The following is a 13,201-nucleotide window of genomic DNA, read 5'->3' on the forward strand; positions in this document are numbered from 1 at the left end:
GAGTATAAATGCCATTATTCAAACATGATATTGTTCAACTTCTGCATATGGCCTATACCTCCAAAGCTTCAGATCTGCATATATCTGTAGGTTCTCCGCCAGTAATCCGGGTAGACGGAGCGCTCCATTCGCTGGATGGGGAGAACGTTGAGCCTGAAGAATCTCTTAGTATGGCGGAAACCTTACTTGGGAGTGACAAAAGTGCAATCTTCCATAGCGTTGGGGAAATGGATTTCTCGTATCCTTTGGACAATGGGGTGCGGTATCGGGTTAACGTGTATAAACAAAGAGGGGAAGTCAGCATAGCGGCGCGGGCAATTCCTGTAGAGATACCGACGCTTGAACAATTATCATTGCCATCTGTACTTTCCAGTCTTGCTATGAAGCCTCAGGGGCTAATGTTAGTAACGGGGCCAACCGGCAGCGGGAAGTCCTCCACACTTGCCGCCATGCTGAATTATATCAATAGGACAGAGCGTAAGCATATCGTGACGCTTGAGGATCCTATAGAATTTATACATTCTCATGGCACATGCCTAATTGATCAGCGTGAGGTGGGAAGTGATACCGGGAGCTTCGCCAGCGGATTACGGGCTGCGCTGCGCCAGGACCCGGATGTAATTCTGGTGGGTGAGATGCGTGATCTGGAGACGATGTCCGCAGCAGTTACGGCTGCGGAGACCGGCCATCTGGTGATGGCTACGCTTCATACTACGGATGCCCCGCAAACGGTTGACCGGATTATCGATACTTTTCCAGGCCACCAGCAAGGTCAGATTCGTTCCCAATTAGCTTCAGTGCTGCTGGCAGTTCTCTCACAGCGTCTTTTCCCGAGGGCGGGTGGACGGGGGAGGCTGAGCGCAACGGAGCTACTTATTAATACGCCAGCTGTAGCGAACCTGATCCGTACTGACAAGACCCATCAGCTCAAAAATGTAATGCAAACCGGGCGGTCACTTGGGATGCATACGCTTGAGATGAATATTCGTGAACAATTGCAGTATGGACTTATTCATCCGGAAGCTGCCAAGGCTTATCTCACGGAGGTGGGCAGCTGATGCCGCAATTTGAATATCAAGTGAAGACCCATGCGGGCAAGCAGCTGAAGGGGAAGCTCACGGCAACGGATAAGGCCATAGCGATGGAGGAGCTTCGTAAGCGTGGTCTAACCGTATTCTCGCTCGTAGAACGCAAAACTACTATTCTATCTATGGAAATATACATAGGAAATCCGGTCAAGATCATCCATTTCATTATCTATTGCCGCCAGTTCGCCACACTGATGCGTGCCGGTGTTTCTATTGTGGATGCTACACGAATATTGGCTGAACAGACAGAGAGCAAGCCTCTGCGTAAAGCTTTGCTGGATGTGAACTCCAGCCTGTTAAGAGGAACTGCATTCTCACAGGCGATTCAGGATCATAAGAAGATCTTTCCACCGCTCTTTGTCAGTATGATTCGTGCAGGGGAAGAGACCGGTGATCTGGAAGGGACGCTTGAGAGGTTGGCTGTCTATTTCGAGAAGCAGCATACAACCACAGAGAAGATCAAATCAGCACTTACCTATCCCATTACCGTTGGAATTATGGCTATTGCGGCAGTGGTGTACCTTCTCTGGGCGATTGTACCTCAGTTCGTCAGCATGTTTGAGTCAATGAACGCCGAGCTGCCTGCGATTACCAAGATGGTATTGGCACTTAGTACAAGCATTCAGGGCCAGTGGTATATTTGGCTGCTGGCAATTGTATTGCTCATTACTGTCTATCAATTAGTCAGACGGACAGAACGCGGAGCCTATGCGCTTGATTATGCCAAGCTCAAGATTCCCGTATTCGGCAAGTTGAATCAAAAAGGCTCCATTGCACAATTCACACGCACCTTCTCCTCTCTGTATGCCAGCTCGGTACCTATTCTTCAATCCTTGTCGATTGTCGAAGAAGTTGCTGGGAATAAGGTAATTGGAGGATATATCCGCAAGGCTAGTGATTCTCTTCGTCAAGGGAAGCCGTTATCGGACCCGCTGAAGAAGGCTTGGGTTTTTCCGCCGCTCGTTACACAGATGATTGCGATTGGTGAAGAGACGGGGGCGCTGGATCAGATGCTCGCCAAGGTAGCTGACTTCTACGAGATGGATGTAGAGAATACAGTGGACCGTCTGAAATCGCTGCTGGAGCCTCTGCTTATTGCTTTTTTGGCAGGAGTGGTGGGAATTATAGTAGCTTCTATTATGCTGCCTATGTTCAGTATCTATAGCAATATTTAATTGGAATATTCTAAATGATTTGAGAGGGGTGACGCCGGTCAAATAGCAGAGGATCGGGTCTGTTCAAGGGATTACACCACTATCTGAGGAGGAATTATAATGTTCGCACAGGCACTGAGAACGAGGTTAGGTAAAGCGGTAAAAGAGGAAAAAGGATTCACGCTGATTGAGTTGCTGGCGGTCATCGTAATTATGGGGATTATAGCAGTTATAGCTATTCCAATGATTAGCGGACTAATCAACAAAACAGGGGAGAAGGCTGATCTGGCTACAGCTCGGCAGATATATGAAGCCTCGCGTATGTATATTACAACTGAGTTTGATGGGAAAGTAGAGAATCTATCTATTGATGTTATAGAAGGAACTGGAACTAAAGCGGGTAAGGGACTTCAAATTGAAAATTATCTGGAAAATCCGCTAGTATTACCTAGTAATAAACATAATATCGTATCTGGTACAGTAAATTATTCTGGTGGAAAATTAGCGAATGGAACTAATGGGTATGCAATTGTTATAGCGGATGGTACAGGTACCAGCGCAGTGACTAGAAGGTATACTGCTCAACAAATCTTAGAATCAAAACTATAATAACCCAACTTGGATCAAGGAATCGGAATTCCCGATTCCTTTTTTAAAATTAACCAGACAGGAACGATTGAACCATGACGATTATTGTAGCCAGTTACATCACGCTGATCGGCCTGATTCTGGGCTCTTTTTATAATGTAGTAGCCTTACGTATACCAGCAGGTGAATCCCTGCTGCGGCCGCCTTCACACTGTCCAAGCTGCAACACACAGCTAAGATCAAGGGATCTGATTCCTGTACTAAGTTATGTGTTGAACAGAGGGAGATGCCGTTACTGCGGGGGCAGGATCTCACCCTTATATATGCTTGGTGAGGCGACGACAGGCTTGCTGTTTCTATGGATTTACCTTCAATTCGGTCTGACGGGCAAGGGGATTATTGGATACTTATTGGTAAGTCTAGCTGTTATTGTTACAGTGTCTGATCTTAAGTTTATGTTGATTCCCGACAAGGTATTGCTGTTTTTTCTCCCGATACTAGCTACAGTAGTACTGCTCTTTCCCGAGGGTACGCTAGTCTCTCATCTGCTGGGAGCAGCCGCAGGCGGCGGTATTCTGTTGTTGTTAGTCTTGTTCGGCGGCATGGGGATGGGGGATGCGAAGCTGATGGCATTGCTTGGTATGGTGCTGGGGTTCCCTAATACGATCCTGGCCTTTCTGCTTGCCTGTGTGTTAGGAACTGTGGTTGGAGGCACTTTGCTGTTTACCGGCAGAATCCAGCGCAAGCAACATATTCCCTTTGGCCCATGGCTGGCAGCAGGGGCGCTGCTTGCCTTCACATACGGCTCACATCTTATCAGCGGTTATCTTGCGCTCATTCGTTAGGAGGAACTATATAGCATGATTGGACTAAGGCACAGAGCAGCAGGGATCTCCATTGAGCAGACTGGAATCCGCTATATAAGTTTCAAAGCCAACAAGCAAATTCATAAAAAGCGCTTCATCCCCCTGCTTCCCGGGATGATTGTAGAGAATCAGATTGCGGATAGGGAGGCTCTGCTGGACCGGTTGAAGCAATGGGTCAAACAAAAGGGGATGCGTGGCAGCGCCGTTGATGTTTCGATCCCTCCATCGCAAATAATTGTCCGCAAGATGATGATTCCGAGTACGGGCGAGAAGCAGATCGAACAGCTTGTGAAGCTGGAGGTTGAAACCGGGCTGCATCTTCCGTTTGAGAACCCGGTGTATGATTATGTAATTACCGAACAGGATGAGAACCAGAGCCAGTTGATTATTATTGCTGCACCGCGTAAGGTAGTTCAGGATTATGTGAATGTTCTGGAGGATGCAGGGTTGCGGGTGAGGACGGTAGAAGTAACAGCCACTGCGCTTGCCCGAAGTATTGTAGCGGGGTATGGACATGAGTTCAGTGAGACGATGCTGATTCACCTGGAACAGTCTTTGCTGGATATCTATATGTTCCGTAGTGGTCATCCTGTATTCATGAGAACCATTGATCTGATCGATCTGTCGCTTGATAAGCCCTTGAATCTGCAAGAGAACATGCCGTTTCTTGCTGAAGCGGAGGTGGCAGCTGCGTCACAGGAACACCTCTCTACGGAACAGGTTGTCGAAATTACAGCCGAGATTTCCCGGATGCTCAGCTTCTATCAATACAGTCTGCATGACGGCTCGACGCGAATCTCAGAGATTCTGATTACCGGTTCTCCAGAGATGCGTGTACAGTTACAGAAGGAGCTTCAAGCTGCGCTTCCAGAGATGGCTATTGCTCCTATTGCCGTTGACCAATTCTCACAAGGCGCGAAGCCGGACAGCACTCTTAATGATTACAGAGCCGCTGCCGGAGCAGCTCTGCGTGACAGTGAGATACGAAGCATTAACCTGCTGCCCCGCGAAGACCGTGAGACGATTATATTTCCTTATATCGCTATCTCTTTAGCAGCAATATGGATTCTGGGTGTGGTCGGATCGGGCGTATTGTATGCAACTGTTCAAGGACAATATGCAGAGCGGGGCGAACAGATATTGGCTTATCAGGATCAGAATGCAATGCTCCAAGCGGAGTTAGCCGGACTTAACGGCCGTAACTCATCAGGCGGCGGGCTTGACCGTGCGGTTATCATTGAAGCCATGTCTGCCAGCCGTGCAGATGCTGCTGCTGTTCTGGATGAATTAGAGGCAAGTCTTCCTTATGGCGGAGTCATCAGAGATATTAAATACTCGTACCATAGTGAGATTATCTTGTCGGTCAATTTCACGGCAATGGAGCACAGTACAGTCTACTTAACTGCATTACGTCAGATGTTCTTTTCCAAGGGGGCTTCCATTCAGAAGCTGACAGAAGGCACTGAGAAATCTGGTAACTCTGCTGTTAAATATACTGCAGTCTTCAGGGTGAACATGGCACCTGTAGTGGAGCAGAGTGCTCAGGCCCAGAGTCCGGCGGAAGGAGGGGAGGACAGCAGTGGAACAAATTAATAAATACCGCTCAGCCATTGTGCTGGCATTGCTAATCCTGTTCCTGATTCTGTTTGGCTTCTACATGTTCGCCATACGCCCGGTAAATATCGATATAGCTATGCAAGATAGTGAGTTCTCCTTGCTGGAGCAGGAGAAGGGGATTCTTACAAATAAGATTAACGAGCTTAAGAGTGAAGAACAGGGAACAGATTCAAGTGAGGATACTCTACTGGCAGGAATTCCTCACGGAGATGACAGCGAAGCGCTAATCCTGGCCTTACAACGGATTGGAACCAGCTCACATGCCAGACTGAAGGATATCGGATTCTCGCTGATAGAATCTAATGAAATTAGCCCCTGGACCGGGATCAAGCCCGAGGCAGCGGACAGCTTAAGAGAGATCAAAATGGCTGCTATTGTACAAGGGAGTTATGCAGAGATTAAGGAATGGTTGAAGCAGCTTCATGACCTACCGCGAATCCTTGCTGTAGATTCTTTCTCCTTCCAAAAGCCTTACGAATTCCCGGCCCCGGGAAAACCGGGCAGTATCCTAACGGCTAATGTGTCTTTTACCGCGTACTTTGAAGCGACAGCACCTAAGTCTGATAATTAAGCTGTACCCTTTGGACATTCCGCTCCCCCCAACTCTGCCCCTGTTTACACAGGGGCAGAGTTTTTTTACGCTTTTCCCCCATTACCCGTTTATACCCCGGGGTGGTTTGGGTATTACAGGTTACGGGCTATTGTAAGGTATAGAGTACTTATCGCAGCAGCTTAGTCTGGGGCATGCTTCGGACTACCACACAGGAATATGAGGAGGCGTTCATGATGAACAAAAAATGGATGATCGGTTCACTGGCATTATCACTGGGTCTTGTCTCTGCGGGGGGCGGAGCGCTTGCGGCTTCACCGGTGGCAAGCATTGAGGGCGTTAGAACGGTTGCGGCGTCTGCACTGGGCAAGGAAGGGCCGGCTACCATTAACAATCTCACGGAACGGAGCGTTGTTCCGCTGGTGGTTCATGCCAAGAAGCTATATACGTATGCCAGCCGGGGAGGCAATACATTCAATCCGCAGCTGTTCACTTATAAAACACTGGAGTACCGCTATCTGTCCAGTGATCTGGGCACGAAGCAGCAGCTGATGAGCTATATCAAGAAGGGATTCACGCATAATGCGGCGGCCTACTACACACAGACACAGTTCCTGGAGCATGAGGGCAGAATGGCGCAGGTCAATGCCGATCTGGGTAACTCGCTGGACTTCACTAAAGCCACTGCCCGGATGGTCTCCAAGACTGCACAGACCGCGGTGTTCGAGCTGACTGTACCTGCGGAAGGACCGACTGGATCTCCCGAGGTAGTAACGGTGAAGCTGAAGAAGGTGAACGGCTACTGGAGAATTGATATGTCGCCGGCTACTCTGTTCTAAGAAGCGGCTTCAGGTTCCGTCCAGCGCTTCCTGAAATAACGGCTGTGCCGACCTTGTCACAAGGTGAGCACAGCCGTTTCTGTTTGCCGTACCTTTCAGGGGGCATAGACGTTACCGCACCTTCACTCCATCCTCGACAAGCTGTCTGCGCGGGGATTCGGGCTGATCGGATTTGCTCATCCCGCCGCGGTTGATGGCGATGACACGTTTCTGGGCGTAATAGGTATCGCGGGAGAGCAGATTTCTTTCTACCGCTTTTCCATCCACATGGCGGGTAATGTAAGTTTCAACTACATAGCCGGTTTTACCGGCAAGCACGACCCGGGTTCCGCCCTTGGGGAGCGAGGCATCGCTCACATATTTATCTGTGGGAGGCAGCACTTCTACGGTTCTGGATTCAATCGAATAGGTGACGTTCTTCGGGAACGTGCCGAACAGCTTGATGGTCAGCGTGCGCCCTTGGACTTCGGATTTGATGATCAGATATTTGCCGGTGTTGTTGCGGAAGCGGAAATTAATATATCCCTCGGCAAAAGTGGCGTCCTGCCCCTTGGGCAGATAGCTGACCGGAAGCGAGTGGTTGCGCCGTTCTACGATCTCAAGCCCCGAGCGCAGCGCGGCATTATACAGGGTGCTGGAGACCTGGCAGATCCCCCCGCCCGTGCCGGGCTGGAGCTTGCCATTCACGATGACCGGGGCTTCGCGGAAGCCGTATTCGGTCTGGGCCTTCTGGATTGCTTTTCCGTAATCAAAAACCGCATTCGGCGGCAGCACCGTGCCGTTCACGGCTTTGGCGGCGGCCTCTACATTGAAGCTGCGCCCGGGGCCGCTGGCCCCGAGGGAGGTGCTGAACTGGACAATTTTGCGTTCGATGCCCTGATCCTTAAGCGCCTGCAGCGTGATCTTCGGCTGCTTGACGGCAAGGGGAACCTCCAGCTGAATCTGCTGATCTTGAAGCTTGCCGTCAGCGGCCAGCCGGGTAGGCACCGCCGCCTGCATCGCAAGCTCCAGGGCCTGCCAGTCCACCTCGTAGGAGGAGGTGCCCGGCGTATATACGACCCGGTCATCTCCGGTGATCTGCCGGACCGCATCGACGGGAACGCCGAAGGCTTCTTTTTCCCACTCGGGATTCAAGAGACTCTTAAGCTGCGAAGTCTGCAGCTGAATCTCCATATTCCAGCTGCCGGGCCAGCTGCGCCGGGCTTGTACCCGCTCCATCAGCGTGCCGTCCGTCAGTGTCTTCAGCGCCTGGAGGAAATCCCCGGCTTCATAGGTCACACCTGCCTGCTTAAGGGTAAGCTGGAGACCGGCGTTGTTTTTTGCCTTCAGCATGAGAGGAGTAGCTTCCAGCGCCTGAAGTCTTGCATCCATTCCGGCCGCTACGTCGGCGATGTTCATGCCGCCTACCTCCCAGCCTGCGATAGCGGTGATTGCGGGCAGGGTGGGCTGACTGCCGTACAGATGAAGCCCTCCGGCAGCCAGTGAACCGGCCAGCATCAGACCAAAACCCGCGATGAGAGCGGCGTGTATTTTTTTCATAAGTAATCTCTCCTTCTATGGGGCGAAACCTGATGTTTTTATGTATATGTAAGGATTCGGTAAAACTTTCGGGTACTCAAGGGGTTATGGATTTGTTACAATAGATACGCCTGCGGTAATCATGCAGTTTATGGAAGCCCCCGGCCCAGTGGACCGGCGGAAGATGTCAGAATCGGGAAGTGAGACAATGATTGAAATGCAGGATGTATGGAAGACCTATCCCAACGGGACCCATGCATTGCAAGGAATATCGGTCAAAATCGACCGGAATGAGTTCGTCTATGTAGTTGGACCGTCCGGCGCAGGGAAATCAACGTTCATGAAATTAATTTATAGAGAAGAAACGCCAACCAAAGGACAGATCTCTGTAGGCGGGTTCAATATCGGCAAGCTGAAGCCCCGTAAGATCCCTTATGTGCGCCGTAACATCGGCGTGGTCTTTCAGGATTTCCGGCTGCTGCCGAAGATGACGGCGTATGAGAATGTGGCTTTTGCGATGGATGTGATTGAGGCGCCGAAGAAGATTATCAAGAAGCGTGTGAATGAAGTGCTCGATCTGGTGGGACTGCGCAGCAAGGCGGGGCGTGAGCCCTCACAGCTCTCAGGGGGAGAGCAGCAGCGGATCGCGATTGCCAGGGCCATCGTGAACAACCCTTCAGTTATTATTGCGGACGAGCCCACCGGCAATCTGGACCCGGAGACCTCGTGGGGCATTATGCAGCTGCTGGATGAGATTAATTTTCGCGGCACCACGATCGTTATGGCGACCCACAACCGGGATATTGTGAACAAAATGCGCAAACGGGTGCTTGCCATTGAGAATGGAACGATCGTCAGAGACCAATTGAGAGGGGAATACGGTTATGAGTTTTAAAACCTTCTTGCGGCATTTGCGGGAAGGCTTCAAAAACGTATTCCGCAACGGCTGGATGTCGGTGGCGTCCATCACTTCCATCGTTGTCTCTCTCTTCGTACTCGGAGTGTTCATCCTGCTGGTGCTCAACGTCAATCAAATTGCGGACAAAGCAGACAGCCAGGTGCAGATCAATGTGCATCTGACGCTGAATACGGACCAGAAGATGCGGGAGAAGCTGGAAAACGAAATCGGCAATATGCCGGAAGTCAGCAAGGTGGAGTTCGTCTCCAAAGAACAGGGTTTGAAGGAATTCCGTGAAGATATGGGGCCGGATGCCGCCGAGCTCCTTGAAGGCTTCGATGAAGACAATAATCCGCTGCCGGACAAGCTGCTCGTTGAAGTCATTGAGCCGACCACGGTTCCGTTTGTAGCGGAGAAGATAGAAGCACTGAACAAGACACATGAAGAGCAGCCGATCTACAAGGTGAACTACGGTAAAGGCTCTGTAGAGACTTTATTCAAGGTAACCAAGGCGGTGCGGAATATCGGGTTTATTTTTGTAGCGGGACTGGCGCTGATGTCGATGTTCCTGATCTCGAATACTATCCGGGTAACGATTCTGGCCCGCCGCAAGGAAATCGGCATTATGAAGCTTGTAGGCGCGACGAATTATTTCATCCGCTGGCCCTTCTTTATCGAAGGCGCTCTGATCGGATTGATTGGTTCAGTGGTAACCTCGGGTGTGCTCTACGCCGGTTACAGCAGTCTGGTATCTTCCGTGAAGGGAGATCCGATGCTGGGGCTTCAACTGATTCCGTTTGAAAATATCTGGTTGCTGCTGTGCGGTCTGCTGGTGGGCCTCGGTGTACTGATTGGAGTATGGGGCAGCACGGTGTCGATCCGCAAGTTCTTGAAGGTATAGCCTGTATCATTCTTATATTTGAACAAAGGACGGAGAGTGCAAGTTGAAAAAGATTGCTGCCGGAATGGCCGTAATATTGCTGGCTGTCACAATGTTCGGACCCTCTGACGGATATGCGAAGAAAACAAGTGTTGCCGAAATCGATAAGCAGCTGAAGCAGCTGCAGCAGGAGGTCCAGGCGGCCAAGGCGGCGCAGGAGAAGGCGGACTCCCGTAATCAAGAGGCGAAGCACTATAAGAATAAGACCACGCTGAATCTGGACTATGTGCTGGGGCAGATTGCCCAGGTGAAGGGTGAGATGACCACGATATCCGGCAAAATTGCCAGCACGGAGAAGTCGCTTACCGTGACGGCAACGGAGCTGGATGAGGCGGAGGCGCGCGTGGCCTCCCGTGAAAAGCTGCTGGAATCCCGTGTCCGTCTCATGTACACGGATGGCGCAGTCTCCTATCTGGATGTGCTGCTGTCCTCGACCAGCTTCTCCGATTTCCTGGACCGGGCCGATTCCCTGAAGATGATCGTGGATCAGGATCAGGACCTGCTGGTGCAGCATAAGCTGGACAAGCAGACCGTGATTACCAAGAAGCAGGAGCTGGAAGGGCAATATGCCACGGCGAAGCAGCTGTATACCGATCTGGAAGCCCAGCGCAGTATGCTGAAGGAGAAGGAAGCGGAGAAGCAGGAGCTCATCGCTTATTATGATGAGGAGATTCAGAATTCGGAGGTCATCTCTGCTGAACAGGATGCTAAGCTGGTAGAGCTGGCTAGCACCCGCTCTTCTCTAGAAGCGCAGAAGGACAAGCTAAAGGCGGAGGAAGCGGCGCGCAGAGCGGCTGCAGCGAAGGCTGAGGCGCAGCGCCGGGCGGCAATAGCCGCAGCCAAGGCAGCTGAAGCTGCCAAGGCCGCGAAGGCGTCCAAGTCTTCCGGTGGCGGCAGTTCCTCCGTTGCGAGCGTTGAAGAATATTCCGGCGGCGATGGTCCTTACCTGCGGCCGGTGGGCTACGCGCGGATCTCTTCTCCTTTTGGCTACCGGACCCATCCGGTGACGCATGAAGTCGGCAAGCTGCATACCGGTATAGACTTTGCCGTACCGCAGGGTACGAGTATCCATGCAGCGGATTCCGGAACAGTTGTGGTAGCACGCTGGTATAGCGGTTATGGTTATTGTGTCATTATCGACCATGGCGGCGGGGTGTGGACGCTGTACGGTCACATCCGCGAAGGCGGCATTAGAGTGAGCGAGGGAGACCGGGTGGAGCGCGGTCAGACGATTGCGGAATCCGGTTCAACGGGACGTTCTACCGGCCCGCATCTGCATTTTGAAGTGCGGATCAACGGGAAACCGGTGAATCCTATGCCTTATCTGTAGGCGGAGTGATGGAAAGATTTTAAGTTTGGCTGAACTATTTAGATTGAACTGAGAAAATGGAGTCCCGTCCAATCCTAAAACATAAAAATCATCAGTTCAATTTATAAAATAAATATATTTTCGTGCTGCGGCATATACTGGAAGAGATGCCGTTTCTCATGGAACGGGCCCATGCTGGTGTTAAGATGGACAAGAAGGGACGGTGGGAACATCATGTTAAAGAAAAGCACTGCGGCCTTTATGATCGTCGCGGCACTGCTGTGCGGCAGTCTGCTGACTCTGGGCGTGACCGGTTATGTGCAGGTATTCGGACAAGCCGCAGGTGAAGGGCTGGCAACGGTCCTGCAGACTGCCGGATTACAGGAGAAGGAATCGAAGAAGCTGGGTACCGCTCTTAGCCTGATCGAGGGCAATTATTATGAGAAGGTCGACCGGGAGAAGCTGATTGACGGTGCGGTCAACGGAATGATGGAAGCACTGGGTGACCCGTATTCGAACTACATGGGCAAGGAGACGGCGCAGCGGTTCGAGGAGAGCATCGAAGGCTCCTTCTCGGGGATTGGTGCTGAAGTCTCCTCCGACAACGGCAAGGTTGTTGTAGTCTCCCCTATCAAGGGCTCACCGGCAGAGAAGGCCGGCATTCAAGCCAAGGATGTAATCCTCTCCGTGAACGGAGAATCGCTGGAAGGGCTGGAGCTGAATGCGGCTGTAGCCAAAATCCGCGGTCCCAAGGGCAGTAAGGCGACCCTGAAGGTCCAGCGGACCGGAACAGCAGAGCCGCTGCAATTCGTCATCACCCGTGATGATGTCAGACTGGAGACAGTCTATGCGAAGATGGAGAAGGAGCATGTCGGTGTAATCGAGGTTACGCAGTTCTCTCAGAATACCTCGGAGCGGTTCAAGGAAGAGCTGACGAAGCTGGAGAAGCAAGGCATGAAGGGACTTGTTATTGATGTCCGCAATGACCCGGGCGGTGTGCTGCCGGTCGTCATTGAGATGGTTGAACAGTTCGTTCCTTCCGGCAAAGCCATCGTACAGGTGGAGGATAAGAACAAGCGGCGCGAGATCAGCACCTCTAAGGGATCAAGCAAGAAGTATCCGGTAGTCGTGCTGATGAACAAAGGCAGCGCGAGCGCTTCGGAGATCATGGCCGGAGCCCTGCAGCAATCTGCCGGAGCTAAGCTGATCGGCGAGAATTCGTTCGGCAAAGGAACCGTGCAGACCAGCTTCGAGGAGCAGCTCGGTGACGGAAGCCTGCTGAAGATTACGATTGCCAAGTGGCTGACGCCAGACGGTACCTGGATTCACGGCAAGGGCATTAAGCCGGATATCGCCGTAGCCCAGCCGGATTACTTCTCGGTGGCGCCGATTAACAAGAGTGTTACGCTGCAATATAATATGAACAATGCAGATGTCAAAAGTGCACAGACCATGCTGGATGGGCTAGGCTACAAGCCGGGCCGCAAGGACGGCTACTTTGATGCCGGGACCAAAGAAGCGGTCAAGAAATTCCAGAGTGCAGCCAAGCTGAAGTCGACAGGCTCGATTGATGCCAAGACCGCTGAAGCGCTGGAGCTGGCGCTGATCAAGGTCATCCAGGATCCGGCGAATGATAACCAGCGGAATAAGGGGATCGAAGAAATTCAGAAGGAAATCAAGGCTGCGGCGTCGAAAAAGTAAGAAGGCTGATTTCAGCCTTCTTTTTTTCTTTACAAGATAAGAATTAATATGCTTCGCGCTGAATGTGACTGAAGGCTGAAGGTAGGCTCAAAATCGAATCCGCTTGCCTGGTACAGCGTCATATGGTCCGAAT

12 protein-coding genes are annotated in these 13,201 nt (G+C 51.5%); 11 read left to right on the plus strand and 1 reads right to left on the minus strand.

Annotation, left to right across the window (positions count from 1 at the left end; genetic code table 11):
• The first annotated feature begins 8 nt into the window (after positions 1-8).
• The 7 genes from NSU18_RS22510 to NSU18_RS22540 all read left to right on the plus strand — a co-directional run bounded on the left by NSU18_RS22510 (position 9) and on the right by NSU18_RS22540 (position 6,702).
• Positions 9-1,058 (plus strand): type IV pilus twitching motility protein PilT, encoded by a 1,050-nt coding sequence (locus tag NSU18_RS22510; protein WP_341150097.1) that lies wholly within the window; start codon positions 9-11, stop codon positions 1,056-1,058.
• Complete coding sequence (locus NSU18_RS22515; protein WP_341150098.1) at positions 1,058-2,263, plus strand: type II secretion system F family protein; 1,206 nt, start codon at positions 1,058-1,060, stop codon at positions 2,261-2,263. The genes NSU18_RS22510 and NSU18_RS22515 overlap by 1 nt, the downstream gene beginning before the upstream one ends.
• A gap of 99 nt (positions 2,264-2,362) precedes the next feature.
• The gene (locus NSU18_RS22520; RefSeq protein ID WP_341150099.1) at positions 2,363-2,851 is read left to right on the plus strand and encodes a type II secretion system protein; all 489 of its coding nucleotides are present in this window, start codon (positions 2,363-2,365) and stop codon (positions 2,849-2,851) included.
• A gap of 74 nt (positions 2,852-2,925) precedes the next feature.
• Complete coding sequence (locus tag NSU18_RS22525; protein WP_341150100.1) at positions 2,926-3,675, plus strand: prepilin peptidase; 750 nt, start codon at positions 2,926-2,928, stop codon at positions 3,673-3,675.
• Between the two features lie 15 nt (positions 3,676-3,690).
• A complete protein-coding gene (pilM, locus tag NSU18_RS22530) occupies positions 3,691-5,289 on the plus strand; it encodes a pilus assembly protein PilM (protein WP_341150101.1) in 1,599 nt (532 codons plus the stop codon).
• A complete protein-coding gene (pilO, locus tag NSU18_RS22535) occupies positions 5,276-5,884 on the plus strand; it encodes a type 4a pilus biogenesis protein PilO (protein ID WP_341150102.1) in 609 nt (202 codons plus the stop codon). The genes pilM and pilO overlap by 14 nt, the downstream gene beginning before the upstream one ends.
• 215 nt (positions 5,885-6,099) lie before the next feature.
• Entirely contained in the window at positions 6,100-6,702 is a 603-nt protein-coding gene (locus tag NSU18_RS22540) for a DL-endopeptidase inhibitor IseA family protein (RefSeq protein WP_341150103.1), read from the plus strand.
• A 111-nt stretch (positions 6,703-6,813) separates the two neighbouring features.
• Here NSU18_RS22540 and NSU18_RS22545 read toward each other — a convergent pair whose 3' ends face one another.
• The gene (locus NSU18_RS22545) at positions 6,814-8,241 is read right to left on the minus strand and encodes a VanW family protein (protein WP_341150104.1); all 1,428 of its coding nucleotides are present in this window, start codon (positions 8,239-8,241) and stop codon (positions 6,814-6,816) included.
• A gap of 187 nt (positions 8,242-8,428) precedes the next feature.
• Here NSU18_RS22545 and ftsE point away from each other — a divergent pair, with 187 nt between their 5' ends.
• The 4 genes from ftsE (at position 8,429) to NSU18_RS22565 (ending at position 13,068) form a co-directional block, all read left to right on the plus strand.
• Complete coding sequence (ftsE, locus tag NSU18_RS22550) at positions 8,429-9,115, plus strand: cell division ATP-binding protein FtsE (protein ID WP_341016263.1); 687 nt, start codon at positions 8,429-8,431, stop codon at positions 9,113-9,115.
• Positions 9,105-10,019: a permease-like cell division protein FtsX gene (gene ftsX / locus NSU18_RS22555; RefSeq protein WP_341016265.1), complete on the plus strand. Its 915-nt coding sequence runs from the start codon at positions 9,105-9,107 to the stop codon at positions 10,017-10,019. The genes ftsE and ftsX overlap by 11 nt, the downstream gene beginning before the upstream one ends.
• Positions 10,020-10,062: 43 nt before the next feature.
• Complete coding sequence (locus tag NSU18_RS22560) at positions 10,063-11,388, plus strand: murein hydrolase activator EnvC family protein (RefSeq protein WP_341150105.1); 1,326 nt, start codon at positions 10,063-10,065, stop codon at positions 11,386-11,388.
• Positions 11,389-11,601: 213 nt separating this feature from the next.
• Positions 11,602-13,068, plus strand: a complete 1,467-nt coding sequence (locus NSU18_RS22565) for a S41 family peptidase (RefSeq protein WP_341150106.1) — start codon at positions 11,602-11,604, stop codon at positions 13,066-13,068.
• Positions 13,069-13,201: the final 133 nt, after the last annotated feature.

The organism is Paenibacillus sp. FSL H8-0048 (genome assembly GCF_038002825.1).
In the GTDB taxonomy this organism is placed as follows: domain Bacteria; phylum Bacillota; class Bacilli; order Paenibacillales; family Paenibacillaceae; genus Paenibacillus_AQ.

Bases quoted from the DNA above. Each gene is read 5' to 3' on its own strand.
- NSU18_RS22545 (WP_341150104.1), bottom strand. From the start codon at position 8,241: ATGAAAAAAATACACGCCGCTCTCATCGCGGGTTTTGGTCTGATGCTG.
- ftsE (WP_341016263.1), top strand. From the start codon at position 8,429: ATGATTGAAATGCAGGATGTATGGAAGACCTATCCCAACGGGACCCAT.
- NSU18_RS22510 (WP_341150097.1), top strand. From the start codon at position 9: ATGCCATTATTCAAACATGATATTGTTCAACTTCTGCATATGGCCTAT.
- pilM (WP_341150101.1), top strand. From the start codon at position 3,691: ATGATTGGACTAAGGCACAGAGCAGCAGGGATCTCCATTGAGCAGACT.
- NSU18_RS22540 (WP_341150103.1), top strand. From the start codon at position 6,100: ATGAACAAAAAATGGATGATCGGTTCACTGGCATTATCACTGGGTCTT.
- NSU18_RS22565 (WP_341150106.1), top strand. From the start codon at position 11,602: ATGTTAAAGAAAAGCACTGCGGCCTTTATGATCGTCGCGGCACTGCTG.
- NSU18_RS22515 (WP_341150098.1), top strand. From the start codon at position 1,058: ATGCCGCAATTTGAATATCAAGTGAAGACCCATGCGGGCAAGCAGCTG.
- NSU18_RS22520 (WP_341150099.1), top strand. From the start codon at position 2,363: ATGTTCGCACAGGCACTGAGAACGAGGTTAGGTAAAGCGGTAAAAGAG.
- ftsX (WP_341016265.1), top strand. From the start codon at position 9,105: ATGAGTTTTAAAACCTTCTTGCGGCATTTGCGGGAAGGCTTCAAAAAC.
- NSU18_RS22525 (WP_341150100.1), top strand. From the start codon at position 2,926: ATGACGATTATTGTAGCCAGTTACATCACGCTGATCGGCCTGATTCTG.